Origin of the sequence: Bacillus sp. MHSD_36, assembly GCF_030757775.1 — a bacterium.
In the GTDB taxonomy this organism is placed as follows: Bacteria; Bacillota; Bacilli; order Bacillales; family Bacillaceae_G; genus Bacillus_A.
Window position 1 is genome coordinate 154,897 of sequence record NZ_JAVBIS010000004.1, and the last position, 26,606, is coordinate 181,502.

Annotated in this window: 23 protein-coding genes and 1 pseudogene; 18 read left to right on the forward strand and 6 right to left on the reverse strand. The window is 37.5% G+C overall.

All coding sequences use genetic code 11. The annotated features are described in order from the left end of the window. Nucleotides 1-284: 284 nt before the first annotated feature. A complete protein-coding gene (map, locus tag Q9B79_RS17935) occupies nucleotides 285-1,079 on the reverse strand; it encodes a type I methionyl aminopeptidase (protein WP_002096176.1) in 795 nt (264 codons plus the stop codon). Nucleotides 1,080-1,236: 157 nt separating this feature from the next. Between map and Q9B79_RS17940 the strand changes: the two genes are divergently transcribed. Genes Q9B79_RS17940 through Q9B79_RS17955 form a run of 4 tightly spaced genes read left to right on the forward strand, consistent with a single transcriptional unit; the run spans nucleotide 1,237 to nucleotide 4,600 of the window. After that, the gene (locus Q9B79_RS17940) at nucleotides 1,237-2,139 is read left to right on the forward strand and encodes an ABC transporter ATP-binding protein (protein ID WP_306186336.1); all 903 of its coding nucleotides are present in this window, start codon (nucleotides 1,237-1,239) and stop codon (nucleotides 2,137-2,139) included. Beyond that, nucleotides 2,136-2,870 carry an ABC transporter permease gene (locus Q9B79_RS17945; protein WP_074608073.1) on the forward strand — a complete coding sequence of 245 codons (735 nt, stop codon included), beginning with the start codon at nucleotides 2,136-2,138 and terminating at the stop codon, nucleotides 2,868-2,870. The genes Q9B79_RS17940 and Q9B79_RS17945 overlap by 4 nt, the downstream gene beginning before the upstream one ends. Next, nucleotides 2,871-4,001 carry a sensor histidine kinase gene (locus tag Q9B79_RS17950; RefSeq protein WP_306186338.1) on the forward strand — a complete coding sequence of 377 codons (1,131 nt, stop codon included), beginning with the start codon at nucleotides 2,871-2,873 and terminating at the stop codon, nucleotides 3,999-4,001. Further along, nucleotides 3,998-4,600 (forward strand): response regulator transcription factor, encoded by a 603-nt coding sequence (locus Q9B79_RS17955; RefSeq protein ID WP_306186339.1) that lies wholly within the window; start codon nucleotides 3,998-4,000, stop codon nucleotides 4,598-4,600. Before Q9B79_RS17950 ends, Q9B79_RS17955 begins: the two co-directional genes overlap by 4 nt. A gap of 15 nt (nucleotides 4,601-4,615) precedes the next feature. On the opposite strand, the pseudogene Q9B79_RS17960 reads toward Q9B79_RS17955, so the two are convergent. Next, nucleotides 4,616-5,147: pseudogene (locus Q9B79_RS17960) on the reverse strand (M4 family metallopeptidase); the annotation flags it as partial. A gap of 196 nt (nucleotides 5,148-5,343) precedes the next feature. Here Q9B79_RS17960 and plcR point away from each other — a divergent pair. Together plcR and papR are read left to right on the forward strand one after the other, a co-directional pair. After that, nucleotides 5,344-6,201 (forward strand): transcriptional regulator PlcR, encoded by an 858-nt coding sequence (gene plcR / locus Q9B79_RS17965; RefSeq protein WP_306186340.1) that lies wholly within the window; start codon nucleotides 5,344-5,346, stop codon nucleotides 6,199-6,201. 88 nt (nucleotides 6,202-6,289) lie between these two features. Further along, complete coding sequence (gene papR, locus Q9B79_RS17970) at nucleotides 6,290-6,436, forward strand: quorum-sensing peptide PapR (protein ID WP_000734741.1); 147 nt, start codon at nucleotides 6,290-6,292, stop codon at nucleotides 6,434-6,436. 16 nt (nucleotides 6,437-6,452) lie between these two features. Here the strand turns inward: papR and Q9B79_RS17975 are convergent, their stop codons facing one another. From Q9B79_RS17975 to cls, 3 genes are all read right to left on the reverse strand, one after another. Further along, complete coding sequence (locus tag Q9B79_RS17975) at nucleotides 6,453-9,131, reverse strand: DUF4084 domain-containing protein (RefSeq protein WP_306186341.1); 2,679 nt, start codon at nucleotides 9,129-9,131, stop codon at nucleotides 6,453-6,455. Between the two features lie 125 nt (nucleotides 9,132-9,256). Further along, complete coding sequence (uvsE, locus tag Q9B79_RS17980; RefSeq protein ID WP_306186343.1) at nucleotides 9,257-10,210, reverse strand: UV DNA damage repair endonuclease UvsE; 954 nt, start codon at nucleotides 10,208-10,210, stop codon at nucleotides 9,257-9,259. 32 nt (nucleotides 10,211-10,242) lie between these two features. Continuing rightward, nucleotides 10,243-11,436 (reverse strand): cardiolipin synthase, encoded by a 1,194-nt coding sequence (gene cls / locus Q9B79_RS17985; protein ID WP_306186344.1) that lies wholly within the window; start codon nucleotides 11,434-11,436, stop codon nucleotides 10,243-10,245. Between the two features lie 238 nt (nucleotides 11,437-11,674). Between cls and Q9B79_RS17990 the strand changes: the two genes are divergently transcribed. From Q9B79_RS17990 to pyrG, 8 genes are all read left to right on the forward strand, one after another. Beyond that, on the forward strand, nucleotides 11,675-13,786 hold the full coding sequence (locus Q9B79_RS17990; protein WP_306186345.1) for a (Fe-S)-binding protein: 2,112 nt from the start codon (nucleotides 11,675-11,677) through the stop codon (nucleotides 13,784-13,786). 110 nt (nucleotides 13,787-13,896) lie between these two features. Further along, nucleotides 13,897-15,078 (forward strand): acetyl-CoA C-acetyltransferase, encoded by a 1,182-nt coding sequence (locus Q9B79_RS17995; RefSeq protein WP_306186346.1) that lies wholly within the window; start codon nucleotides 13,897-13,899, stop codon nucleotides 15,076-15,078. A 56-nt stretch (nucleotides 15,079-15,134) separates the two neighbouring features. Further along, nucleotides 15,135-15,986 (forward strand): 3-hydroxybutyryl-CoA dehydrogenase, encoded by an 852-nt coding sequence (locus tag Q9B79_RS18000; protein ID WP_071757850.1) that lies wholly within the window; start codon nucleotides 15,135-15,137, stop codon nucleotides 15,984-15,986. Between the two features lie 72 nt (nucleotides 15,987-16,058). Beyond that, the gene (locus Q9B79_RS18005) at nucleotides 16,059-17,189 is read left to right on the forward strand and encodes an acyl-CoA dehydrogenase (RefSeq protein WP_001011186.1); all 1,131 of its coding nucleotides are present in this window, start codon (nucleotides 16,059-16,061) and stop codon (nucleotides 17,187-17,189) included. Between the two features lie 21 nt (nucleotides 17,190-17,210). Further along, complete coding sequence (acdA, locus tag Q9B79_RS18010; RefSeq protein WP_306186348.1) at nucleotides 17,211-18,350, forward strand: acyl-CoA dehydrogenase AcdA; 1,140 nt, start codon at nucleotides 17,211-17,213, stop codon at nucleotides 18,348-18,350. A 65-nt stretch (nucleotides 18,351-18,415) separates the two neighbouring features. Further along, nucleotides 18,416-19,045 (forward strand): TetR/AcrR family transcriptional regulator, encoded by a 630-nt coding sequence (locus tag Q9B79_RS18015; RefSeq protein ID WP_000238606.1) that lies wholly within the window; start codon nucleotides 18,416-18,418, stop codon nucleotides 19,043-19,045. A 153-nt stretch (nucleotides 19,046-19,198) separates the two neighbouring features. After that, nucleotides 19,199-19,729 carry a DNA-directed RNA polymerase subunit delta gene (gene rpoE / locus Q9B79_RS18020; protein ID WP_002194871.1) on the forward strand — a complete coding sequence of 177 codons (531 nt, stop codon included), beginning with the start codon at nucleotides 19,199-19,201 and terminating at the stop codon, nucleotides 19,727-19,729. A 257-nt stretch (nucleotides 19,730-19,986) separates the two neighbouring features. Beyond that, on the forward strand, nucleotides 19,987-21,594 hold the full coding sequence (pyrG, locus tag Q9B79_RS18025) for a CTP synthase (protein ID WP_078419560.1): 1,608 nt from the start codon (nucleotides 19,987-19,989) through the stop codon (nucleotides 21,592-21,594). A 31-nt stretch (nucleotides 21,595-21,625) separates the two neighbouring features. Here pyrG and Q9B79_RS18030 read toward each other — a convergent pair whose 3' ends face one another. Next, nucleotides 21,626-22,150, reverse strand: a complete 525-nt coding sequence (locus Q9B79_RS18030; protein ID WP_306186349.1) for a DUF2529 domain-containing protein — start codon at nucleotides 22,148-22,150, stop codon at nucleotides 21,626-21,628. Between the two features lie 201 nt (nucleotides 22,151-22,351). On the opposite strand from Q9B79_RS18030, the gene spo0F reads away from it, so the two are divergent. From spo0F to glpX, 4 genes are all read left to right on the forward strand, one after another. Further along, entirely contained in the window at nucleotides 22,352-22,720 is a 369-nt protein-coding gene (gene spo0F / locus Q9B79_RS18035; RefSeq protein ID WP_000398594.1) for a sporulation initiation phosphotransferase Spo0F, read from the forward strand. A 210-nt stretch (nucleotides 22,721-22,930) separates the two neighbouring features. Continuing rightward, a complete protein-coding gene (locus tag Q9B79_RS18040; RefSeq protein WP_048528036.1) occupies nucleotides 22,931-23,788 on the forward strand; it encodes a class II fructose-bisphosphate aldolase in 858 nt (285 codons plus the stop codon). Nucleotides 23,789-24,119: 331 nt separating this feature from the next. Continuing rightward, nucleotides 24,120-25,409: a UDP-N-acetylglucosamine 1-carboxyvinyltransferase gene (murA, locus tag Q9B79_RS18045; RefSeq protein ID WP_306186351.1), complete on the forward strand. Its 1,290-nt coding sequence runs from the start codon at nucleotides 24,120-24,122 to the stop codon at nucleotides 25,407-25,409. Between the two features lie 117 nt (nucleotides 25,410-25,526). After that, nucleotides 25,527-26,492 (forward strand): class II fructose-bisphosphatase, encoded by a 966-nt coding sequence (gene glpX, locus Q9B79_RS18050; protein ID WP_306186353.1) that lies wholly within the window; start codon nucleotides 25,527-25,529, stop codon nucleotides 26,490-26,492. Nucleotides 26,493-26,606: the final 114 nt, after the last annotated feature.

Sequence of the window (26,606 nt, forward strand, 5' to 3'; positions counted from 1 at the left end):
GTTAACATGGTACAGTTCCTTTTCGGATTTAGTGGAATATAAGTTATTTATAATATTCGACTAAATCATTGCTGCGGTCATTTTTGAAGCTGTTTTACATAATAAAAAAGAAGGTATCCCTTTTGATAATAGTGTTATCTTCTCTAGAAGATGATTATGAATAACCTTCGCTAAAGATTATATACTTAAATGATAAAGAGTTCAACAGCGGTTTAACAAACATTTTCCGAAAATTAAAAATGACCGTTTTAGTAGAAAAATTCTACAAACGGTCATTTTTAATTTTATATTTCTGTTAAAATTATCGGTTCACCGCGTGTTACGACAACGGTATGTTCACATTGTGCAACAAGGCTTTTATCAGGTGTAACGAATGTCCAACCATCATCGCCACGTTCGATAATGTGATCAGCTTTCATAGAAATGAATGGCTCTACAGCGATAACTAAACCATCTTTTAAAAGCGCATTATCCATTGGGTCAAAATAGCTTAAAATGTGGTTTGGTGCTTCATGTAAACTAAGACCGATACCGTGACCAGTTAAGTTTTGAATCACATTGTATCCATTTTTATGTGCGAAGTTTGAAACAGCACGACCAATTTGATTTTGCTTTGAACCAGCTTTCACCTTTTTCATTGCTGCCCAAAATGCATCAACAGCTGCTTGGCAAAGCTTTTCTTTTGCTTCATCTTCTCCAAGTACAAATGAAATACCTGTATCTGCATAATAGCCATCAAGTGCAGCAGATACGTCGACATTTACTAAGTCGCCTTCTTTTAATACGCGATCTCCTGGAATACCGTGAGCAACTTCTTCGTTTACACTGATGCAGGTTACACCAGGGAAATCATATTCTTTTTCAGGTGCAGAAATAGCACCGTGCTCATCTAATACTTTTTTACCGATCAAATCAAGCTCTTTCGTTGTCATACCTGGCTTCGCTTCTTTTTTCATTTCTTCACGTGCAAGCGCAACGATGCGGCCGATTTTTCGTAAGCCTTCTAAATCTTGTTCATTACGAATAATCATGAAAACCACTGTCCTTCCTCGAATATATATCTTACCCGATTGTATCATGTTTATTTTCGTCCTGCTACTCGCTTGCAGTATGCGGATTGATTCCTCTCATAAAGAATACATGACAATTGTCATATCGATGTCATGACGCATCATACTGTTTCCTAAGTTTTCCAAGTAATACAATGTAAATATAAGAAACAGCGGGGGTGGAGAGATGGAAAAGATTATTGAAGTAAATGGTGTTTCTAAAACATTTAAACATAAAAACGCAGTAAGTAACGTTTCATTTCATGTGAATAAAGGAGAAATCGTAGCACTACTTGGACCGAATGGGGCAGGGAAAACGACGACGATGTCGATGATGCTTGGATTAAAGGATCCGACGGAAGGAACTGTTTCTATATTTGGAAAGAGTCCAAAGCATAGAGATGTTCGTAATAGCCTCGGTGCGATGTTACAAGAAGTAAGTGTCATTGATAGCATTACGGTGGACGAGGCAATTGAGTTATTCCGTAGTTATTATACGAATCCTGTAGCGAAAGAAGTGTTACTACAGTTATCAAATTTAGAATCAGAGCGAAAGCAAAGATGTGAGAAGTTATCAGGTGGTCAAAAGAGAAGGTTAAATTTTGCGCTCGCACTTGCAGGGAATCCAGATTTGCTATTTTTAGATGAGCCGACAGTAGGAATGGATATTATGTCTCGAAGAACGTTTTGGGAAACGATTCGAAAGTTAGCGGGTGAAGGGAAAACGATTATTTTAACGACGCACTATTTAGAAGAAGCAGATGCATTAGCAAATCGTATTTTATTATTCGCAAATGGAAAGATTATCGCAAACGGTACGCCAGATGAGATGAAAGCGACGATTTCACAAAAAACAATTACATTTTACTCGAAGGAAAGTATTCCTGCAAAATTATTAAAAGAGTTACCAAGCGTAACAGAAGTACAATTAAACGAAGGTAACTTCACTTTAATAACTGAAGATACGGATGCAACTTTAAAAGCAATTTATGAAAAGAACTTACCTGTAACAAATATTTCAGTTGAACGTGGAAGTCTTGATGAAGCATTTGAACAGTTTATCGCAAATCAGAAGGGGGAAATCGCATGAAGGCTTTATGGATGCAATGCAAAATAGAGATTTTACGTACGTTCCGCAATAAATTATTTATCTTTTTCTCATTATTAATGCCAGTTATGTTTTACTATATTTTCACTAATGTTATTCAAGTGCCACAAAATGGAGATGCGTGGAAAGCGCATTATTTAATCTCAATGGCGACGTTTAGTATTGTAGGGACTGCACTTTTTAGTTTCGGTGTAAGGATTTCTCAGGAAAAGGGGCAAGGGTGGACACATTTGTTGAAAATTACACCACTTCCGGAGGGAGCTTATATAACAGCAAAGATCATCGCTCAAACAGTAGTGAATGCTTTTTCAATTTTAGTTATCTTTATCGCAGGGATATTAATTAATCATGTTGAGTTAACAGTAGGGCAATGGATTGGTGCTGGATTATGGTTGTTGTTAGGTGTAACACCATTTTTAGCATTAGGAACAGTAATAGGTTCTATTAAGAAGGCGGATGCAGCAGCGGGTTTAGCGAATATTTTAAATATGAGTTTAGCTGTAATTGGCGGTCTATGGATGCCAATCGAAGTATTCCCGAAAATATTAAGATCTATCGGTGAATGGACACCAACATATCACTTCGGAAGTGGTGCATGGGATATTGTAGCTGGAAAATCGATTGGTTGGGAAAATATCGCGGTATTAGGAGGTTATTTCCTTATATTTGTTGTAATATCAATATATATAAGAAAAAGACAGGAAGCGGTATAAATGATAGAGAAGAAGAGGATTGAGATTTTTCCGAAACATATGGGTTTCTTTCCGTATATGTTTCTCGTGTATTTATTATTTCCGATTTACCATTTATCGCAGGCGTCAGGGTGGAAGCTTGTAATTGGAAGCGGTATGTTGATAGTTTTCATTATCACATACCGTCAGCTTTATTTTGTACAGAGAACGTTTGTTTTTTGGGCATGTATTCAAATGGTACTCATTTTTTTATTTGCTTTATTTTACAACCCCTTCATGATATTCTTTGGTTTTTTCACAGCAAGTGCGATAGGGTTTGCACCAAATAAGAAAGTGTTTCGAGTGTTGTTAAGTTTGTTAGCTGTAATGCTTGGAAGTTTTATATTTGTAAATATGAATCAAATAACAACTACGAGTTTAGTAAATATTGTTCCGATGTTTATTTTAATGCTACTTACACCATTTGGAATGCGTAATTTTAATCAAAAAAAGATGTTAAGAAATCAATTAAACGAAGCCAATGAGCAAATTAAAGATTTAGTGAAACGTGAAGAGCGGCAACGAATTGCAAGAGATCTTCATGATACGTTGGGGCATACGTTATCACTTATTACTTTAAAGAGTCAGCTCGTGGAGAAATTAATTGTAAAAAATCCGGAGCGTGCAAGTGAGGAAGCAAAGGAAATTACACAAACATCTCGTACGGCTTTAAAACAGCTAAGGGAATTAATTTCTGATATGCGTATGATTACAGTAGAAGAAGAGCTTGAGCAAATAAGGGCAATCTTACAAGCGGCTAATATCGAATTAGAAGTGAAGCAGGAAGCAAGTTCGAGTTCGTTATCACCTATTGAACAAAATATTTTAGGAATGTGTTTACGTGAGGCTGTGACGAATGTTGTAAAACATAGTAAGGCGACAAATTGTACAGTCTCTGTATTAGAATCACAAGGTGAGCTAATTTTGAAAGTAGAAGATAACGGAATCGGTTTAGCAGATCAAAACCATGATGGAAATGGCATTCGTGGTATGAAGGAGCGCATTGCTCTTATTGATGGATTTGTTGAACTGTGTACGATCAATCCAGGGACACTATTAATAGTAAAAGTTCCGGTTGTTATTAGAACTGGAAAAGATGAGGTGAGGGCATGATTCGAATTATTATTGCAGAAGATCAGCGAATGCTTCGTGGTGCATTAGGGGCCTTACTTGATCTAGAAGACGATATCGAAGTAATTGGGCAAGCTGCGAACGGGGAAGAAGCGCTAAAACTAATTGAATCGCTAAAACCCGATGTAAGCATTATGGATATTGAAATGCCAATTCAAAGCGGATTAGATGTTGCGGAAACATTAAAGAAAGAAAAATCAGCATGTAAGGTGATGATTTTAACAACATTTGCGCGCCCTGGTTATTTTGAACGAGCAATGAAAGCTGGCGTACAAGGATATTTATTAAAGGATAGCCCGAGTGAAGATTTAGCTGCATCGATTCGTAACGTAATGAAAGGAAAGCGAGAAGTCTCTCAAGATTTAATGTTCGGCTTATGGCAGGAGCAAAATCCGTTATCAGATCGTGAAAAAGAAGTATTGCTACTTGCAAAAGAAGGAAAGACGGCAAATGAAATTGCGAAGGTACTTTATCTTTCACCTGGAACAGTGCGTAATTATATTTCTGAAGTATTAACGAAGCTCGATGCGAAAAATAGAATTGAGGCCATTACAATTGCAGAAGAAAAGGGATGGATATGAAAAGAAGTTTACCTATGAGTGGTAAGCTTCTTTTTTCTTATAAACAAGTATTTCAATAGAGAGTTTCGTCACAGTCACATCGCTCAGGATTTGAAGTATATCGCGTAATATAGATTTTACTTCATTTTTCGACAAAAAATTTGTTATAGTAAGATTAGGTTGTTGATCTGAATTTTGGACAACTTTACCACTAATAGTTGTGATTACTCCATTTTTATCTACTTTTACAATAAGATCTTGTCCATATACTTTATAGTTTTTATATGTTTGTGCAAGGCGAGCTTCGGTTTGATTTTCTTTTGTTTCTTTATTTGTAGGTTGGAAATCTACATTTTCTTAGTAGTGACTTGTTCTTGTTGAGCTTTAGCCACGTTTACCTCACCCTTTAAATGTTTTTTGCAATATTCTCTTTCGTATCATTTTGAGGTTTTGTTAATTTCCCAATTGTTAAACCAGGCTGAGCATTTTCAACTTTTACTTCACTTTTATCTAATTCTTGGGCATGAATAGCTTTTGTTGATAAGGAGCAAAGGAGACCGAACGGAATGAATGCACTGGCAAGTTTTCTCTAATTCATCTATAAAACTCCTAATTATTGTATGTGGGATGAATTGTATTAAGAATTTGCCGAATTTTATATATATATTATGCATTATTTCATATCAAAAATTGTCGAATTCACATTATTGTAGTGGTATGACAACTTAAAAAATTAGATTGTTATAATGGGATGGTGAGTAAGTATGCACGCAGAAAAACTAGGAAGTGAAATTAAGAAAATTAGGGTGATGAGAGGGTTAACACAAAAGCAGTTATCCGAGAACATATGTCATCAATCGGAAGTGAGCCGAATTGAATCAGGCGCAGTATACCCAAGTATGGATATATTGCAAGGTATTGCAGCAAAGTTACAAGTTCCCATTATTCATTTTTATGAGGTACTCATTTATTCAGATATCGAGAGAAAAAAACAGTTTAAAGATCAAGTCATTATGCTGTGTAAGCAAAAAAAATATAAAGAGATTTATAATAGAGTATGGAATGAGCTGAAAAAGGAAGAATATCATCCTGAATTCCAGCAGTTTCTTCAATGGCAATATCATGTAGCAGCTTACATATTGAAGAAAATTGATTATGAATATTGTATTTTAGAATTAAAAAAATTATTAAACCAACAATTAGCTGGAATAGACGTATACCAAAATCTTTATATAGAGAATGCAATTGCAAATATTTATGCTGAAAATAATTATTTTAAGAAAAGTATTGAGTTATTTGAAGATATATTAAAACAATTAGAGACATTGCATGATAATGAAGAATTCGACGTGAAGGTAAGATATAATCATGCAAAAGCATTATACTTAGATAATCAATATGAACAAGCCTTGTATCAAGTGAATAAGGCGATTGAAATATCTTGCCGAATTAATAGTATGGCATTAATTGGACAGCTGTACTATCAAAGAGGTGAATGTCTAGAAAAGTTGGAGTATGATGAGGCAGAGATTGAAGATGCATATAAGAAAGCAAGTTTCTTTTTTGATATATTAGAAATGCATGCATATAAAGAGGCGATCGTAAATAAAATCAATCAATGAATAACCCAAAAAATGGATATGCATAATTGCATGCGGTATGGATAAATTTTCATGATATATTAAAAGAAAAAAATGTGGGTGATGGAATATGAAAAAATTACTTATTGGTAGTTTATTAACGTTAGCAATGGCATGGGGTATTTCATTAACAGATACAGCTTTAGAGAAAAGCCAAGTAATTTCTCATAATGATCAAGAGGTACAATTAGCTTCGGACCTACCTTTTGAATATTAAAAAACAACCGTCTTATCTAGACGGTTGTTTTTTTGTGGAGTAACATCCAAACATCTTTACTAGAAACAGGCTTGCTAATAAAGAATCCTTGAATGTTGTCACAGTTTTGTTCATATAAAAACTTCCATTGTTCTTCTGTCTCTACTCCTTCGGCAATAACTTCTAAATTTAATTCTTTTGATAGTGTAATAATGGAAGAGATAATCGCTTCTTCTAAAGGACTAGTTGTAATGCCGCAAATAAATTCCCGAGCAATTTTTAATGTATTAATTGGATATTTTGTTAAATAAGCTAAAGAACTATAACCCGTTCCAAAGTCATCGATTGAAATTTGAATACCGAGATTTTGAAGCTGTTCTAGTTTTGCAACTACAGATTGATTTTGATTAATTGCAATGCTTTCCGTAATTTCAATATCTAGTGCTTCTGGTTTTAGTTCTGTTTCTTCTAACACTTTTGAAATGGTTGGGATTAAATTTGTATGGTTAAATTGAACAACAGATAAATTCACACCAACTTTTAAGTGAGAAAAACCTTGATTATGCCACCTTTTTGCCTCTAAGCAAGCGGTACGTAAAATCCAATTTCCAAGCTCAATAATAAATCCGGTTTCCTCAGCTAGAGGAATGAATTGAGCGGGCGATACGATGCCGAGTTTTGGATGCTTCCAACGAATTAATGCTTCAAAACCGATAATTTGTTTTGTTTTTGTGCTTACTTGTGGCTGATATTCCAGGAAAAATTCATTTTGTTGTAATGCTTTTGTAAGTTCACCTTCTAAGAATTGGATTTCATTTTGGGCGATACTTATTTCTTTTGAGAAGAAAACAAATCTGTTTTTTCCATTTGCCTTCGCGCGATACATAGCCATATCAGCATTTTTCATTAATTCAGTAACATCGGTCCCGTAATCAGGATACATGGCAATTCCGATACTAGGTGTAATAGACAGTTCTTCGTCTTTAATGAAGAATGGTTTGTTTAAAACAGTTAAAATCTGTTCCGCTATAAAAGCCGCACTTTTTTCTGAGTACATATCTGGTAATAGAATTGTAAACTCATCTCCACCTTGACGAGCAACGATATCTTTTGAACGCAAGCAACCACGTAATCTTTTTGCTACTTCAATTAATAATAGATCTCCGACATCGTGACCAAGTCTATCGTTAATTTTTTTGAATCTATCTAAATCAAGGAACATGACGGCAACATCATTCGCGCTAGTTTGAGCTGTATTTAAAATGTTTTTTAAATCTTTTTCAAACTTTCGGCGATTTGGTAATCCAGTAAGTGCATCATGAAATGCTAAATGTTCTACTTGTTTTTGCTTTTCATATAAAGTTGTAATATCACGTGCTATGCCGAACATCCCAACAACTTCTTTGTTTATGAAAGTAGGGATGAGTGTAATGTGAAGGTAATAGTAATAGCCTTCGTTTTCTTTTGTACGAACTTCTAAAGTTTGTGGCCTACCTTCTTTTGTTATTTGTAAAGCTTTCTTTAGTAGATCATGGTCTTTTGAATCAATGAAGTGTAGAAGAGAATAGCTTGCTACTTCACAATAGTAGGCGGTAAACAAGCTTTCACATGCCTTATTAGAATGTTGAAAAATACCATTCATATTTAAAGAGAAAACAGCATCGGGATGATCTTCAAATAAAGATTTATAGCGTTGTTCACTTTTTGATAATGCGAATGCACCTTCTTCAACTTCATCTTCTAGTTGTGTAGTCAGCTGTTCATATGTATCGATTAATACTTTATTATCTTTCCACATGTAAAGTTGTCGTAAGAATAAAAAAATAAGTGATAATACGAGACCGATTAACATGAACTTATCATCCCAAGGTTGAATGATAATAAAGGAAAAAGTAATGATTATACTAAAATACGGTAATATAAAGCGCACATAGTCAAATCGATAATATTTTGTTTTCGTTTCATGTTGCATTGGTTTATCCAAAATGTATAGTATGGACGATAAACAGATTAATAAAATGGAAGCAGTATGTATTAAATAAGAGAATTCAGCGGAAGTTTGCATTCCTTTGTTTAACTGGAATAGCTGTATATATCCGTAAACGAGAATGATAGTAAAACCAATAATTAATGAAATTCTACTAGAAGAATATTGTTCTCTTCTATACAGGCTAATAACGGCGTAAATGACTAATGATTGTGCGACAAAGTATCCAATTAAAATCCACGTGCCCTTTGTTAGCATACTGAAGCTTGAAAGATCCAAAATAAAAGTTAGGGTAAAATAAATATTCATAATAACGATAAAGATGCTATCGAATGAAAATTGAGCAAGGCCCCTAATAGAGTAATGTTTTATGAATTTTATAGTAAAGCCAGAAAAGAGTAAAATATACTGGATGATGAAAAAAGGTAGTGCTTCATATGAGAATATGACTTGAGTGCATATAGAAAGTGAATCAAGAAATAAAGTTATCTCCATAGCCAATCCACAGAGGCAAGTGCATAATAATAACACCCAAAATAATTTATCGCCGCGCTTCATCTTCTTAATTGCTTTATATGAGCAATAACAAGAAAAGACTGCAGCAAAACAAAATAAGAAAAGGATTCCAATTTCTTTTATATTCCATTTATCTGGAATAAAGAATATCCAAAGAGAAAATATAAAAATATAAATTATGACAAATTGTACATACTTTTTTTGATTAATCATATTATGACTCCATTTCAATAAAGTTGAATCTTAGGGGGAAAATGCTAATTTAAATAATAGCATATAAAATAGGAACATTTTTACTATAAGAATTACTTTTTGAAAAAAAGGCGCAACATTACAATTTACCATTGTAACGTTGCGCCAGTTGTTCTTTTCATTCCTCTTATAGAAGAAAGTTCAGCTATTAATTGGAATAGTGCTAAATCTTTCTGTTTACTTTCAATCATAATATCGAAATCATGATTGATTTTTTTTGCAATGTGTAAGAAAGGTTTAATAAACTCTACATTAATATATTCAGCGTGAGCCCTAAACTCTTTTTCTGATTTAGGGGAGGAAATGTGAACTTTAGGAATGATATTTGTATGTGACCAAGTTTCAAAAATTGCAGGAAGTAAATCTTCTAGCGGTTCCTCGCAAAGGTTAGCCATGTGATGATGATAATCAAATACGAAAGGTATCTTTTCTTTTTGGCAAATAGATAAAGTTTCAGCAGTTGTATATGTTTTATCATCGTTTTCAAGCGTCATTTGCTTTTTTATATGTGCAGGAAGTTTTTTTATGTTTTCATGAAAACGTCCAACCGCTTTTTCTTTATTTCCATAGGCACCACCTACATGGATGTTAATATAAGAAGAATCTGCAATTCCTATTGCATCTAATACTTTATGATGATAGGTCATATCTGTAATAGCGTTAGTTGTAATATGTGGCTTATCGCTTGTAAATAGCGTAAATTGATTTGGATGAAAACTTACTCGCAGATTGTGTTCTTTAATTAATGCCCCAATTTTACGCCAAAGCGGTGTGAACAACCCGATGTAATCGAACTCGACTTCGGGATGTGTTGCAAGTGGGACGATGGAAGAAGATAAGCGATATAATGGAATTTCATGCGCTATATTGTAATGAAGAATACGTATTGTATGCTCAAGATTCTGCCGTGTAACATCGTATAATTTATCTTCTCGTTCTTGCTTACTAAGCTTTTGAAAGCTTGTAAATGTCATCGTTTTAGCCGGAGAACAGTCCCAGAGTGCCATTGCATGTGAGACATATCCGAAACGCATAATCATAATGAATACATCTCCTTTATCCATTATCTTTCCTATAGAAAGAAAGCAAGTATCGTGCCTACCCATTCTTTTCCTCTATCAATAAGAGAATGCGGGCTAACATCCTTAAAGGAAAGTAATGACGCATTTTCTAGATCTTCATGGAATTTATTTTTTACTGTTTGTATAAAATGTTTATCATATAAAAGGCAGTTGATTTCATGGTTACTGTATAAACTTCGCATATCAAAGTTTGCAGTTCCAATATCACAAATATAATCATCGGCTATAATAACTTTAGCGTGAAAAAACCCTTGTTGAAATGCGTAAATATTGCACCCAGCTTGTATTAACTTGCGGCAATATGGGAATTTTGCTTCGCGAACAAGGGCGTGATCCGCTTTTTCTGGAACAAGAACCGTGATTTGAACCCCACGTTGTCGCGCTTTTAATAATGCATTCATAATTTTCTTCCCAGGAATGAAATATGGTGTACCGATAAAGAGTTCTTTTTTCGCACTTTTGATTAAATATAAAAATGTACTTTGCAAGTAGGCACCATCAGTAGGGATAAAACGATGCAGAATGATTCCTGGTTGTTGCTTAGGAAAATAAAGAGGTGAATTTAATAAATTTTGGTTCGTATCGTCGAGCCAATCATGTAAAAATTGCTTTTGTAAATCTTGTATTCCTTCCCCTGTAAGGCGTAAATGATAATCGCGCCATAATCCTAATTTTTGATTATGTCCTAAATATTCTTCTCCAATATTAAACCCACCAATATAACCAATTTTTCCGTCAATAACTGTAATTTTTCTATGGTTTCTTTGATTTGCAGAAAAGAAGAGAAAAGGAAACCTTACTTTATGACAAAATGAAAAAGAGACCCCATGTTTTTGCAAGGAATGAATTGCCTCGTTTGATAAATGGTGGCTTCCTAATCGATCGAGTAAAAGTCTTACTTCAATCCCTTCCTTTGCTTTATCGATAAGTAACTTTAAAAATTCACGGCTGATTTTATCGTTTTTGACAATGAAGAACAAAACGTGCACATGGTGCTTCGCCTGTTTTATATCAGTAAATAGGGCGTCATACAAATCTTTTCCGTATGTATAAAGGTGAAAATCACTTTGACGTAAAGGGAAAGAACGAGAACGTACACGCTTTAAATGAACAATTCTCCCATAAGAAAAGTCGATTACAATCCAGAGAGCGATGCCTATTAATAAGAGAGATAAGAAGAACATGAGTAAATTCCCTCCTTCACGGTCTTTTCACCAGCAGTTTTTATAAATTAAAGTTTCACTTTATAGTTTCACCGAAAAAAACAGCTTTATTAAAAAATATGTTGTTGTATAACAAAAAACTGTTGACTGAATGCTCACTCATTATATAATGAAGGTAGGAGATAAAATTCAGAAAATTATATGTTTTCGAAGATTCTAAAAAATAAAGAGGGCTTACAAAGAGAGGGGTAGCATAAAAATGAATAGCTTACTGATCATTAATTGGCTGGCTGCCATTGCTGTTATTGCTTATGCGGGATATCTGTTTGTGTATCTTATACGAACGAGGATGGCCTACATACAGTTAGGAAAAAAGATTGAATTTGACCGTCGTTTTAAAGAGCGTTGGGATCTCCTTAAGGTCAATGTCTTCGGTCAGAAAAAGCTGCTGAAAGATAAAAAGAGCGGCATTATTCACGTTATGTTCTTTTACGGATTTATTCTTGTCCAATTTGGAGCAATTGACTTCGTTTGGAAAGGACTCGCACCAGGATCACATCTTCCACTTGGACCACTATACCCTGCATTTACATTCTTCCAGGAAATTGTCACACTTGTTATTTTAATTGCAGTCTTTTGGGCTTTTCATCGACGTTATGTTGAGAAGCTAGTTCGTTTAAAACGTAATTTCAAATCAGGCCTTGTTCTTATCTTTATTGGTGGCTTAATGGTATCTGTGCTACTCGGTAATGGAATGGGAATTATATGGCACGGCGAGGAGCTTTCATGGAGTGAACCAATCGCTTCTGCAATCGCTTACGTTTTCTCGGGAATAAATGAAACCGTAGCCATTTCTGTGTTCTATTTCTCTTGGTGGGTGCATTTACTAATTCTGTTAACGTTTTTAGTTTATGTTCCACAATCAAAACACGCGCATTTAATTGCAGGACCAGCCAACGTATTCTTTGGCCGTCTTTCAAATCCAGGGAAGCTTGAAAAGATTGACTTTGAAGATGAAACACAAGAAACATTTGGTGTTGGTAAAATAGAAGACTTTAGACAAAATCAGCTTATCGATTTATACGCTTGCGTAGAGTGTGGTCGTTGTACAAATATGTGTCCGGCAACAGGAACAGGGAAAATGTTATCGCCGATGGATTTAATTTTAAAACTTCGCGATCATTTAACTGATAAAGGAGCAGCAGTGACATCGAAAGCACCGTGGGTTCCCGTAGTTGCCTTTAATAATAAACAAGGAAACCAGTTAGCGATGATGGCATCTGGGAAAGGGCAACAGGAATCAGCAGCTACAGCACTCGCTTACGATCCGAGTTTAATTGGAGATGTTATTACAGAAGAAGAGATTTGGGCTTGTACAACGTGTCGTAACTGTGAAGATCAGTGTCCGGTTATGAATGAGCATGTTGACAAAATTATTGATTTACGCCGCTATCTCGTTTTAACAGAAGGAAAGATGGACGCGGAAGCGCAGCGTGCGATGACAAACATCGAGCGTCAAGGGAATCCGTGGGGTCTGAACCGTAAAGAGCGCGAAACATGGCGCCAAGGTGATGATGAAGTAACAGTTCCAACTGTGAAAGAAAAATCGAAAGCTGGCGAGGAGTTCGAATATTTATTCTGGGTTGGTTCAATGGGATCATATGATAATCGTAGTCAGAAGATTGCGATCTCGTTTGCGAAGTTGATGAACGAAGCAGGCATTTCATTTGCGATACTTGGTAATAAAGAGAAGAACTCTGGAGATACACCGCGCCGACTTGGAAATGAATTTGTTTTCCAAGAGATGGCGACAAAGAATATCGAAGAATTTGAAAAAGCAGGAGTGAAGAAAATCGTTACGATTGACCCTCATGCTTATAACACATTTAAAAATGAGTATCCGGACTTTGGCTTGCAAGCAGAAGTCTATCATCATACAGAACTGTTAGCTCAGTGGGTGAAAGAAGGACGCTTAAAACCTGTTCATGCTATTGAGGAAACAGTTACGTACCATGATTCCTGTTATTTAGGAAGATACAACGAAGTATACGAAGCGCCACGTGATATTTTGAAAGCGATTCCTGGCGTGAACCTTGTAGAAATGGCACGTAACCGTGAAACGGGAATGTGCTGTGGAGCAGGTGGTGGCTTAATGTGGATGGAAGAGACAGCCGGTTCACGTATTAACGTTGCTCGTACAGAACAAGCATTAGCTGTGCAACCATCCATTATCGGTACAGGTTGTCCATATTGCTTAACGATGATTAGTGATGGGACGAAAGCGAAAGAGGTAGAAGAGAATGTTCAAACGCTTGATGTAACAGAGATTTTAGAACGCTCTGTTATCGGACAGAAGAAAGAAGCTATGTAATTTGCAAGCATGAATACAACTTTAGAGAGAGGTGCAATCATTGCACCTCTTCTCAACGTAACAATGCCGAGCGAGCGCTCGGTTCTAAAAAAAGAAATGGGGGAAGAAACATGAGTAAAACAGTTATTTTAAGTGCTGCAAGAACACCGGTTGGGAAATTCGGAGGATCTTTAAAAGATGTAAAAGCAACAGAACTTGGAGGAATTGCAATTAAAGCAGCGCTTGAAAGAGCGAACGTTTCTGCTAGTGATGTTGAGGAAGTTATATTTGGCACAGTTATTCAAGGCGGGCAGGGACAAATTCCATCGCGCCAAGCTGCGAGAGCTGCTGGAATCCCTTGGGAAGTGCAGACGGAAACAGTGAATAAAGTTTGTGCATCAGGGCTTCGTGCGGTTACGTTAGCGGATCAAATTATTCGTACTGGCGATCAATCATTGATTGTAGCTGGCGGTATGGAGTCGATGAGTAACAGCCCTTACATTTTACGCGGAGCAAGATGGGGATACAGAATGGGCAACAACGAGGTTATTGATTTAAATGTTGCTGACGGTTTAACATGCGCATTTTCAGGTATACACATGGGTGTTTATGGCGGAGAAGTTGCGAAAGAAGACGGAATCTCTCGCGAAGCGCAAGATGAATGGGCATATCGTAGCCATCAACGTGCAGTTTCAGCACATAAAGAAGGACGTTTCGAAGAGGAAATCGTGCCAGTAACGATTCCACAAAGAAAAGGTGATCCGATTGTCGTTGCAAAGGATGAAGCACCACGCGCGGATACAACGGTTGAAAAGTTAGCAAAATTAAAACCTGTATTTGATAAAACAGCGACGGTGACAGCAGGTAATGCGCCAGGCCTAAACGATGGTGGTGCTGCACTTGTATTAATGAGTGAAGACAGAGCGAAACAAGAAGGAAGAAGGCCATTAGCAACAATTTTGGCGCATACAGCAATTGCAGTGGAATCTAAAGATTTCCCGAGAACGCCAGGGTATGCAATTAACGCATTGTTAGAAAAAACAGGAAAGACAATTGAAGACATTGATTTATTTGAGATTAATGAAGCATTTGCAGCGGTAGCAATTGCAAGTACAGAGATCGCGGGAATTGACCCAGAAAAATTGAATGTAAACGGCGGCGCAGTAGCGATGGGACACCCAATTGGAGCAAGTGGAGCGCGCATTATCGTTACATTAATCCATGCACTTAAGCAACGCGGTGGCGGAATTGGAATTGCTTCGATTTGTAGTGGTGGCGGTCAAGGCGATGCGGTGATGATTGAGGTTCATTAATTTACGGCGAGAAAACGATTCATTTATTACAGAATTATATTAAGGGGGAAGAAGAAATGAGTGTACAAAAAATTGTTGTAATTGGTGCAGGACAAATGGGATCAGGAATTGCACAAGTATGTGCAATGGCAGGATACGATGTGAAGGTACAAGATTTAAAACAGGAGCAATTAGATAGAGGGTTGGCTATCATTACGAAAAACTTAGCGCGCCAAGTAGAAAAGGGGCGCATGAAGGAAGAAGAAAAGGAAGCGACATTAAACCGTCTTACAGTAACGCTTGATTTAGATTGTGTGAAGGAAGCAGACCTTATTATTGAAGCAGCTGTTGAGAAAATGGATATTAAAAAGAAAATCTTTGCGAATCTAGATGAAATCGCTCCAGAACACGCAATTTTAGCGACGAATACGTCATCTCTGCCAATTACTGAAATTGCAGCGGTAACGAAGCGTCCGGAAAAGGTAATCGGTATGCATTTTATGAACCCCGTTCCGGTTATGAAGCTTGTTGAAATTATTCGTGGATTGGCTACAGATGATGCAGTATATGAAACGATTGAAGATATTACGAAGAAAATTGGGAAAGTACCAGTTGAAGTAAATGATTTCCCAGGGTTTGTATCGAACCGCATTTTATTACCGATGATTAACGAAGCAATTTATACATTATATGAAGGTGTAGCGACGAAAGAAGCGATTGATGAAGTAATGAAACTCGGTATGAATCACCCGATGGGTCCTTTAACGCTCGCTGATTTTATCGGTTTAGATACATGTTTATACATTATGGAAGTGTTGCATGAAGGTTTAGGTGATAGTAAATATCGTCCATGTCCATTGCTACGCAAGTACGTAAATGCAGGATGGTTAGGACGTAAAACAGGTCGTGGTTTCTACGTTTACGAATAAATTCCCCTTTGTTACAAAATAGTGGTCTTACCAAATTGTTAAAAGGATATATAGCAAATGGAGGCGGCGTATATGAACTTTCGTTTTAATGAAGAGCAACAGATGATGAGGAAAATGGTTCGAGATTTTGCGCAGAAGGAAATAGCACCCTTTGTTCCTAGTATGGAACAAGGGGTGTTCCCAAAAGAGATTTTGCAGAAGATGGGTGAGCTTGGATTAATGGGAATTCCAGCGCCTGCAAAATACGGCGGTTCAGAAATGGATTTTATCTCTTACATTTTAGCGATTGAAGAAATTTCAAAGGTAAGTGCAACAGTTGGTGTAATCTTAGCTGTACATACGTCAGTTGGGATGAACCCAATTTTATATTTTGGAACAGAAGAACAGAAAGAGAAATATGTTTCTAAACTTGCGACTGGTGAATATTTAGGCGCATTTGCATTAACAGAACCGAATGCAGGATCAGATGCAGGAAGTTTGAAATCAAGAGCTGTAAAGAAAGGCGATCACTACATTATTAATGGATCGAAAGTATTTATTACAAATGGCGGTGAAGCAAGTACATACATCGTATTCGCTTCTACAAATCCAGAGGCAGGAAAAAGTGGGATTTCTGCATTCATAGTAGAAAAAGATACACCAGGCTTAATTATTGGCAAAGATGAGCATAAAATGGGACTTCTCGGTTCTCGCACGGTACAGCTTACGTTCGAGGACATGAAAGTGCCGGCTGAGAATTTACTTGGTGAAGAAGGACAAGGATTTAAGGTAGCGATGGCGAATTTAGATGTTGGACGAATTGGAATTGGAGCGCAAGCATTAGGAATTGCAGAAGCGGCGCTTGCATGTGCAATTGATTATGCGAAAGAACGTGAGCAATTCGGAAAGCCAATTGCGGCGCAGCAAGGGATTGGCTTCAAACTTGCAGATATGGCTACTAGTGTAGAAGCGGCGCGATTACTCGTATATAGAGCGGCATCGTTAAGAGCACAAGGACTACCATGCGGTAAAGAAGCATCTATTGCGAAATTATTCGCTTCTAAAACAGCTGTTGAAGTTGCGATTGAAGCGGTGCAAGTATTTGGTGGATACGGTTATACGAAAGACTATCCAGTGGAAAGATTTTTCCGTGATGCGAAAATCACGCAAATATATGAAGGAACGAGCGAGATACAGAAACTGGTTATTAGCCGAGCTTTATAAAAGCACAAGGGGGAGACGGGCATGCATTTTAAACTATCAGAAGAACATGAAATGATAAGAAAAATGGTTCGAGACTTTGCTAAGAACGAAGTAGCACCGACGGCAGCTGAGCGGGATGAAGAAGAGAGATTTGATCGTGCAATATTTGATCAAATGGCCGAGCTTGGTTTAACCGGTATTCCGTGGCCTGAAGAATACGGTGGAATTGGAAGCGATTACTTGGCGTATGTAATTGCTATTGAAGAATTATCGCGTGTATGTGCTTCTACAGGTGTAACATTGTCTGCACATACTTCGCTTGCTGGTTGGCCAATTTTTAAATTTGGAACAGAAGAGCAAAAGCAAATATTTTTACGACCGATGGCTGAAGGGAAGAAAATTGGCGCGTACGGCTTAACGGAGCCGGGATCTGGATCGGACGCCGGTGGAATGAAGACGATTGCTAAAAGAGATGGAGACCATTATGTATTAAATGGATCAAAGATCTTTATTACAAATGGCGGTATTGCTGACATTTATGTTGTCTTTGCGTTAACTGATCCTGAATCGAAGCAGCGTGGAACGAGTGCATTTATTGTAGAAAGTGATACACCGGGATTTTCAGTTGGGAAGAAGGAAAGTAAGTTGGGGATTCGCTCTTCGCCAACAACTGAAATTATGTTCGAAGATTGCCGTATTCCTGTAGAGAATTTACTAGGGGAAGAAGGACAAGGGTTTAAGATAGCGATGCAAACATTAGACGGTGGTCGTAATGGTATTGCGGCGCAAGCGGTTGGTATTGCACAAGGGGCTTTAGATGCTTCCGTAGAATATGCGAGAGAGCGTCATCAGTTTGGGAAGCCGATTGCGGCGCAGCAAGGAATTGGCTTTAAACTTGCAGATATGGCAACGGATGTGGAGGCGGCGCGTCTTCTAACATATCAAGCAGCTTGGCTGGAATCGGAAGGGCTTCCTTATGGGAAAGAATCAGCGATGTCAAAAGTATTTGCAGGTGATGCAGCGATGAAGGTGACGACTGAAGCGGTACAAGTATTTGGTGGTTACGGTTATACGAAAGACTATCCAGTAGAGCGTTACATGCGAGATGCAAAGATTACGCAGATATATGAAGGAACACAAGAGATTCAAAGGCTCGTAATTTCTCGTATGTTAACGAAGTAGGATCAAAGGCGTAGGTATTTTCCTACGCTTTTTCCTTCCCAAAATAATAGAGAGAGGTGAAGAGGATGGTTAAACATAATGTACATGCGTCCGTGAAAGATGAAAAATTAGTCGCTTTAAGGCGTGAGCAAATGATTAAAGGTGCAGTGCAATTGTTTAAACAAAAAGGATTTCCGCGTACAACAACGAGAGAGATTGCAAAGGCGGCTGGATTTAGTATTGGAACGCTTTATGAATACATTCGTACAAAAGATGATGTTTTGTATTTAGTTTGTGATAGTATTTATGAACATGTAAAAGAAAGATTAGAGGAAGTAGTTTGTACAGAAAAAGGAAGTGTAGAAAGTTTAAAGATAGCAATAACGAATTACTTTAAAGTGATGGACGAATTACAAGAAGAAGTATTAATAATGTATCAAGAGGTACGCTTTTTACCGAAAGAATCACTCCCATACGTATTAGAAAAGGAGTTTCAAATGGTAGGAATGTTCGAGAATATTTTAGAACAGTGTACGGAAAATGGAACATTTACATTAACTAAAAAAGAAATACAGCTTCTTGCACATAATATTTTTATACAAGGACAGATGTGGGGATTTAGACGTTGGGCGCTACAAAAACTGTATACGCTCGAAGAATATACAGAAATGCAAATTAGGTACGTACTGCAAGGAGCACATATGCTTCCGAAATAAGGAATGGACAAATTATAATTTTATTGCTATATAAAGTTTCCCGTTTTTTTTGTAGCATATTTGTGCGACTTTTGTTTATAATGAATAGTATGGATTTTTTTAAGCAGGCCGTTATATATAAGGTTATATTTGATGAAAGGAAGTGCCGCATAAGTGGATTTTAAGCAATATTCACCAGAAGAGCTAAAAGAATGTTCAATGATTGAAGTTGTACATAGCGTTTTAGGGGATAAAAGACAAGCAACGACATTCAATGAGTTGGTTCAAGAAATCGCTCAAGTGCTGGGACTATCTCAAGAGCAAGTTAATGCGAAACTCGCACAATTTTATACAGACTTAAACATCGATGGACGTTTCATTAATTTAGGAGAAAATCGTTGGGGGCTACGCAGCTGGTACCCATACGAGCAAATTGATGAAGAAATCTTGCCTCAACCAAAACCGAAGAAAAAACGTAAAGTTGAAGAAGACGGTTTTGACGACTACATTGAAGAAGATGAAGACTTCGACGATGCAGACGTAACTGAAGACGAAGAAGATGATGTAGAAGATTTGGACAAGGTTCTTGAAGATGAAGACGGAGATGACGATGATCTTGATGATTTAGATGAAGATGATGACGACTTCGCCGAAGAAGAACTTGAGTATGATGAAACTGAAGAAGAAGAAGAGGAAGAACTGTAGTTCTTGACTTTTCATTATCGTCCATGTAGAATCATTTTTGGGCTCTTTAAAAAAGGACGATAATACTTTTAAAGTGTAAATATAAAAGAAAATTGCTCCCTACTTATTACTTTTTGTGATGAGGGGAGCAATTTTCTTTTTTGTTTTTTGTTTAGAAAATAAAAAGAGTCTAACAATAAGATGGATACAGTGTTATCTACATACGTTGCGCTTTGCAACGGTGATTATATAACAGCAAAGTAGAAGGGAGCTTTTTCATGACTAAGTATATTTTTGTAACAGGCGGTGTAGTATCGTCTTTAGGAAAAGGTATTACAGCAGCATCTCTAGGAAGACTTTTAAAAAATCGCGGTTTAAACGTAACGATTCAAAAGTTTGATCCATACATTAACGTAGACCCAGGGACTATGAGCCCATACCAACACGGTGAGGTATTCGTAACAGATGATGGTGCAGAAACTGACTTAGACCTTGGTCACTATGAGCGTTTCATCGACATCAACTTAAACAAATACAGCAACGTAACAACAGGTAAAATTTACTCTTCAGTTCTTCAAAAAGAGCGTCGTGGTGAATACCTAGGAGGAACAGTTCAAGTTATTCCTCACATTACTAACGAAATTAAAGAGCGTGTATACCGTTCTGGTCGCGAAACAAACGCGGATGTTGTTATTACAGAAATTGGTGGGACTGTTGGTGACATCGAGTCTCTACCATTCTTAGAAGCAATCCGTCAAATTAAGAGCGACATCGGTCGTGACAATGTAATGTACATTCACTGTACGTTAATCCCGTACTTAAAAGCAGCGGGTGAAATGAAAACAAAACCAACGCAACATAGCGTTAAAGAGCTTCGTAGCTTAGGTATTCAACCAAATATTATCGTTGTTCGTACAGAAATGCCTGTTTCTCAAGACATGAAAGACAAGCTTGCATTATTCTGTGACATCGATACAAAAGCAGTTATCGAAGCACGCGATGCAGATACTTTATATGCAGTTCCATTATCTCTTCAAGAGCAAAATATGGACCAAATCGTTTGCGATCACTTAAAATTAGACAATCCAGCTGCAGATATGACAGAGTGGACTGCGCTAGTTGAAAAAGTACGTAATCTTTCTAAGAAAACAAAAATCGCTCTTGTTGGTAAATACGTAGAGCTTCAAGATGCATACATTTCTGTTGTAGAAGCACTTCGTCATGCAGGTTACTCTTTCGATACAGATGTAGAAGTGAAATGGGTAAATGCTGAGCACGTAACACCAGAGAACGTACAAGAATTAGTAGGAGACACAGATGGTATCCTTGTACCAGGTGGCTTCGGCGATCGTGGTGTAGAAGGTAAAATCGTTGCAATTCAATATGCTCGTGAAAACAAAGTTCCATTCCTAGGAATTTGCTTAGGTATGCAACTTGCATCGATTGAATTCGCACGTAACGTATTAGGATTAGAAGGAGCTAACTCTTCTGAAATCAATCCTGACACACCTTATGCAATCATTGACCTATTACCAGAACAAAAAGACGTAGAAGACTTAGGTGGTACACTTCGTCTTGGTCTATACCCATGTAAGCTTTCTGAAGAAACAAATGCTTACAATGCTTATAATGAGCCGGTTGTATATGAGCGTCATCGTCATCGTTATGAGTTCAACAATCAATTCCGTCCGGATATGGAAAAAGCAGGATTTGTATTCTCTGGTACAAGCCCAGACGGCCGTTTAGTTGAAATCATTGAATTGAAAGATCATCCTTGGTTCGTGGCAGCACAGTTCCACCCAGAACTTGTTTCTCGTCCAAACCGTCCACAACCATTGTTCCATGACTTCGTAAAAGCGTCTATTACGAATAAAGAGAGCAAGTAATAAAAAAAGCGCCTGAAATAGGGCGCTTTTTTTAATATTCATTTAACATTTCATCGATTGTAAATTTGATTCCGTGATACGCAAATAAAGCTACAATTAAACTTGGAAATCCGTAGCGATTACCTTCATCGTCTGGAATAAGCCCTTTTAACAGCTTTGTATCAATATGTACATCTGTATATTGTTCTAGTGATTCAGTACCTTCTTGAATAGCAGAGATGCCGACAATAGAGTGTCCATCTGCTTGCAGTTTTTTTGCTATTGCCAAAACTTCTTCATCTGTTGAAAAACGGCTAATAAGAAGTACACGATCTGCAGAAGTTACCTCTACTTCTTTATCATTTTCAAATAATCGTTTTGCTTGCTTCATCGGTTCAGCACCGAATAGTGCTTCAGCAACAACGCCCTCCATCTCATTTGTACCATGTAAATAAATAAAACCTTCGCCAACTAATGCTTGAGCAAGTAGACGGGCGCTATCTTCTATATTCATTTCTTCCTTTTGAGAAACTCTGGAGAAATAACCACTTAATTGGGTTGAAAAAATTTTTAACATAATGATACTCCCTTCGTACATGTTTACCGGCTTTCATTATAGTTTATTTTTTTAGAAAGGTGAAATCGAATGGTGGCATAACAAAATAGGAAACGGTAAAATAAGAAAGAATAGGAAGGAATTTGCCAAAGAATATCGAAAATTAATCGTTAAGATATAAGAAGCTTTAAATCTTGTACTTACACAGAAAGGTTGGGAGTTATGGAAGGGAAAATTTTAATCGTTGATGATCAATATGGCATTCGTGTGTTATTACATGAAGTGTTCCAAAAAGAAGGTTATCAGACATTCCAAGCAGCGAATGGATTTCAAGCTTTAGATATCGTGAAAAAAGATAATCCAGATTTAGTTGTGTTAGATATGAAAATTCCAGGTATGGATGGTATAGAGATTTTAAAGCATGTAAAAGAAATTGATGAGAGTATTAAAGTGATTTTAATGACTGCTTATGGAGAGCTTGATATGATCCAAGAAGCAAAAGATTTAGGTGCTTTAATGCATTTTGCTAAACCATTTGATATTGATGAAATTCGTCAAGCGGTGAGAAATGAGCTCGCTGTAGAGGCTTAAAAATGAATTTTTTATAAAAAATATGGAAAAAAGCGTTTACATGGACTATTGTGCAGGTGAATACGGTTGAGTTTTTGAGTACAAGTTGTTATCCTATTGAGTGTAGAAAAAAGTCCGGTATGTAGATATACATATTTTACCTTATTCTGGTCATACTACCAGCGATAAGAACTTATCGGATACAAAAAACGTTTTTTAGGAGGATTCACCATGCCTTTAGTTTCTATGAAAGAAATGCTAAACAAAGCACTAGAAGGAAAATACGCAGTTGGTCAATTCAACATGAACAACTTAGAGTGGACTCAAGCTATCTTAGCTGCTGCGGAAGAAGAAAAATCTCCTGTAATCCTAGGTGTATCTGAGGGTGCAGCTCGTCATATGACTGGTTTTAAAACAGTTGTAGCTATGGTTAAAGCTTTAATCGAAGAAATGAACATCACTGTTCCTGTAGCGATTCATCTTGACCATGGTTCAAGCTTCGAAAAATGTAAAGAAGCAATCGATGCAGGTTTCACATCTGTAATGATCGACGCTTCTCACCACCCATTCGAAGAAAACGTAGAAACTACTAAAAAAGTAGTAGAATACGCACACGCTCGTAACGTATCTGTTGAAGCTGAGCTTGGAACAGTTGGCGGACAAGAAGACGACGTAATCGCTGAAGGCGTAATTTACGCTGACCCAGCAGAGTGTAAGCACCTTGTTGAAGCAACAGGTATCGATTGCCTAGCTCCAGCTTTAGGTTCTGTACACGGTCCTTACAAAGGTGAGCCTAACTTAGGATTCGCTGAAATGGAACAAGTTCGTGACTTCACTGGCGTACCTTTAGTATTACATGGTGGTACTGGTATCCCAACTGCTGATATCGAAAAAGCTATCTCTTTAGGTACTTCAAAAATTAACGTAAACACTGAGAACCAAATCGAGTTTACAAAAGCTGTTCGTGAAGTATTAAACAAAGACCAAGAAGTTTACGATCCTCGTAAATTTATCGGACCTGGACGCGACGCTATCAAAGCAACTGTTATTGGTAAAATGCGCGAATTCGGTTCTAACGGTAAAGCGTAAGAATAAAATTCCGTTTTGGAAACCGTCTACTCTTTTAGACGGTTTCCTTTCGTTGTATAATGAAAGCGTGAACAAGTCTAAAGATTTTATCATTTTGTTTTTGAAATAGAAAATAATGTGCATAGTCCTATTAATAAATGTGATAACGTATCTAAATCGATAAAGTAAATTCGATGAATAGTTAATCTTTATCTTTTTGTATTACAGGAGAAATGAAGATAATGGTTTCCTATTCATTGAGTGTTAGGGTGGAAAGAGTGATTGAGATTCTTAAGGGGAGCTTTCTATAAAAATATAGAAAGTAAATACATTCACAAGAAGGGAGCTCAATATGGAAAAATTGCTAATTGAAGGCGGAAGAGCTTTAAATGGAACAATCCGCGTGAGTGGTGCAAAGAATAGCGCCGTTGCACTAATTCCAGCGACAATTTTAGCTGATACTCCAGTAACTATTGGTGGTGTCCCTAATATTTCAGATGTGAAAATGTTAGGAGACTTACTAGAGGAAATTGGAGGAAGAGTAACTTATGGACAGGAGGAAGAGATGGTAGTCGATCCTTCTGACATGGTTGCAATGCCTTTACCAAATGGAAAAGTGAAAAAATTGCGTGCTTCTTATTATTTAATGGGTGCGATGCTTGGCCGTTTTAAAAAAGCTGTTATTGGGCTTCCAGGTGGATGTCATTTAGGACCGAGGCCGATTGATCAACATATTAAAGGGTTTGAAGCGTTAGGTGCACATGTTACGAATGAACAAGGTGCTATCTATTTAAGAGCAGATGAACTACGCGGGGCGCGTATATATTTAGATGTTGTTAGTGTAGGGGCTACGATTAATATTATGCTAGCAGCTGTACGAGCAAAAGGTAGAACTGTTATTGAAAACGCAGCGAAAGAACCAGAGATTATTGATGTAGCTACATTGTTAACTAGCATGGGAGCACGTATTAAAGGTGCTGGTACAGATGTAATCCGAATTGATGGTGTGGATTCTTTGCATGGTTGTCATCATACAATTATTCCAGATCGCATTGAGGCGGGTACGTATATGATTTTAGGTGCTGCGTCAGGAGGAGAAGTGACAGTTGATAATGTTATTCCTCAGCATTTAGAGTCAGTTACGGCAAAGTTAAGAGAAGCTGGTGTCCAAGTTGAAACGAACGATGACCAAATTACAGTGAACGGTAATAGAAAATTAAAAGTAGTTGATATAAAAACGCTTGTATATCCAGGTTTTCCAACAGACTTACAACAGCCGTTTACAACACTTTTAACAAAGGCGCATGGAACGGGTGTTGTAACGGATACAATTTATGGTGCGCGTTTTAAACATATTGATGAATTACGTCGTATGAATGCACAAATTAAGGTAGAAGGTCGTTCGGCAATTGTAACTGGTCCTGTTTTATTGCAAGGGGCAAAAGTGAAAGCAAGTGATTTACGAGCTGGAGCGGCCCTTGTTATCGCAGGGTTAATGGCGGACGGAATTACAGAAGTAACCGGACTTGAGCATATCGATCGAGGTTATGAAAATATAGTAGACAAGCTTAAAGGGCTTGGCGCGAACATTTGGCGCGAACAAATGACAAAGCAAGAAATTGAAGAGATGAAGAACGCATAAGTGATACTTCCGCAAGGGGGAAAGCGAAGCATCACTACTTGCGGAAGTACACTTTATAGAAAAACGCGGTTCACAAAATACGGCAGAAATATAAAGGCTTAAAGGAGAGGGATTATCGTGGAAAGAAGTTTATCTATGGAGTTAGTACGTGTAACAGAGGCTGCAGCTTTATCATCAGCGCGTTGGATGGGACGCGGGAAAAAGGATGAGGCAGACGGTGCAGCAACATCAGCTATGCGTGATGTATTTGATACAATTCCGATGAAAGGTACGGTTGTAATTGGTGAAGGTGAAATGGATGAAGCGCCAATGCTATATATCGGAGAAAAATTAGGTACAGGATATGGCCCACGTGTAGACGTTGCAGTTGATCCTTTAGAAGGGACAAACATCGTGGCAGCTGGTGGATGGAATGCTCTTGCTGTTATTGCAATTGCAGATCATGGCAATTTGTTACATGCTCCTGACATGTACATGGATAAAATCGCGGTTGGCCCAGAAGCGGTTGGGGCGGTCGATATTGATGCGCCTATTATCGATAACTTACGTGCAGTTGCAAAAGCGAAAAATAAAGATATTGAAGATGTTGTAGCGACAGTTTTAAACCGTCCACGTCATCAAGCGATTATTGAAGAAATTCGTAAAGCTGGTGCTCGCATTAAATTGATTAATGACGGAGACGTAGCTGGCGCAATTAACACTGCATTTGATCGTACAGGTGTAGATATTTTATTCGGCTCTGGTGGTGCGCCTGAAGGTGTATTAGCAGCAGTTGCATTAAAATGTTTAGGTGGCGAGATTCACGGGAAACTATTACCGCAAAACGAAGCTGAATTGGCGCGTTGCAAAAAGATGGGCATAGACGACATCAACCGCATCCTTCGTATGGAGGACTTAGTAAGAGGTGACGATGCAATCTTTGCAGCAACAGGTGTAACAGACGGAGAACTATTACGCGGCGTTCAATTTAAAGGTAGCGTAGGAACAACACAATCTCTTGTTATGCGTGCGAAATCAGGCACAGTACGCTTCGTAGACGGACGTCACAGTTTAAATAAAAAACCGAACTTGGTTATTAAGTAAAAAGCGTAAGCAGCTCGTTCAGAATGGGAGGGGGATGGAGCTTCTGACGTAGAGGCGCTTTTTGCCTCGTAGGAAGAAGTGAAGCCACTGACCATTCTAGCTGCTGGAGCTGGA

Coding starts and splice junctions, on each gene's coding strand:
- Q9B79_RS18015 (WP_000238606.1), top strand. CDS start 18,416: ATGGTTAAACATAATGTACATGCGTCCGTGAAAGATGAAAAATTAGTC.
- acdA (WP_306186348.1), top strand. CDS start 17,211: ATGCATTTTAAACTATCAGAAGAACATGAAATGATAAGAAAAATGGTT.
- uvsE (WP_306186343.1), bottom strand. CDS start 10,210: ATGATTATGCGTTTCGGATATGTCTCACATGCAATGGCACTCTGGGAC.
- Q9B79_RS17940 (WP_306186336.1), top strand. CDS start 1,237: ATGGAAAAGATTATTGAAGTAAATGGTGTTTCTAAAACATTTAAACAT.
- Q9B79_RS17950 (WP_306186338.1), top strand. CDS start 2,871: ATGATAGAGAAGAAGAGGATTGAGATTTTTCCGAAACATATGGGTTTC.
- plcR (WP_306186340.1), top strand. CDS start 5,344: ATGCACGCAGAAAAACTAGGAAGTGAAATTAAGAAAATTAGGGTGATG.
- Q9B79_RS18005 (WP_001011186.1), top strand. CDS start 16,059: ATGAACTTTCGTTTTAATGAAGAGCAACAGATGATGAGGAAAATGGTT.
- Q9B79_RS18040 (WP_048528036.1), top strand. CDS start 22,931: ATGCCTTTAGTTTCTATGAAAGAAATGCTAAACAAAGCACTAGAAGGA.
- Q9B79_RS18000 (WP_071757850.1), top strand. CDS start 15,135: ATGAGTGTACAAAAAATTGTTGTAATTGGTGCAGGACAAATGGGATCA.
- map (WP_002096176.1), bottom strand. CDS start 1,079: ATGATACAATCGGGTAAGATATATATTCGAGGAAGGACAGTGGTTTTC.
- murA (WP_306186351.1), top strand. CDS start 24,120: ATGGAAAAATTGCTAATTGAAGGCGGAAGAGCTTTAAATGGAACAATC.
- pyrG (WP_078419560.1), top strand. CDS start 19,987: ATGACTAAGTATATTTTTGTAACAGGCGGTGTAGTATCGTCTTTAGGA.
- papR (WP_000734741.1), top strand. CDS start 6,290: ATGAAAAAATTACTTATTGGTAGTTTATTAACGTTAGCAATGGCATGG.
- Q9B79_RS17945 (WP_074608073.1), top strand. CDS start 2,136: ATGAAGGCTTTATGGATGCAATGCAAAATAGAGATTTTACGTACGTTC.
- spo0F (WP_000398594.1), top strand. CDS start 22,352: ATGGAAGGGAAAATTTTAATCGTTGATGATCAATATGGCATTCGTGTG.
- cls (WP_306186344.1), bottom strand. CDS start 11,436: ATGTTCTTCTTATCTCTCTTATTAATAGGCATCGCTCTCTGGATTGTA.
- Q9B79_RS17975 (WP_306186341.1), bottom strand. CDS start 9,131: ATGATTAATCAAAAAAAGTATGTACAATTTGTCATAATTTATATTTTT.
- Q9B79_RS17995 (WP_306186346.1), top strand. CDS start 13,897: ATGAGTAAAACAGTTATTTTAAGTGCTGCAAGAACACCGGTTGGGAAA.
- Q9B79_RS17990 (WP_306186345.1), top strand. CDS start 11,675: ATGAATAGCTTACTGATCATTAATTGGCTGGCTGCCATTGCTGTTATT.
- Q9B79_RS17955 (WP_306186339.1), top strand. CDS start 3,998: ATGATTCGAATTATTATTGCAGAAGATCAGCGAATGCTTCGTGGTGCA.
- Q9B79_RS18030 (WP_306186349.1), bottom strand. CDS start 22,150: ATGTTAAAAATTTTTTCAACCCAATTAAGTGGTTATTTCTCCAGAGTT.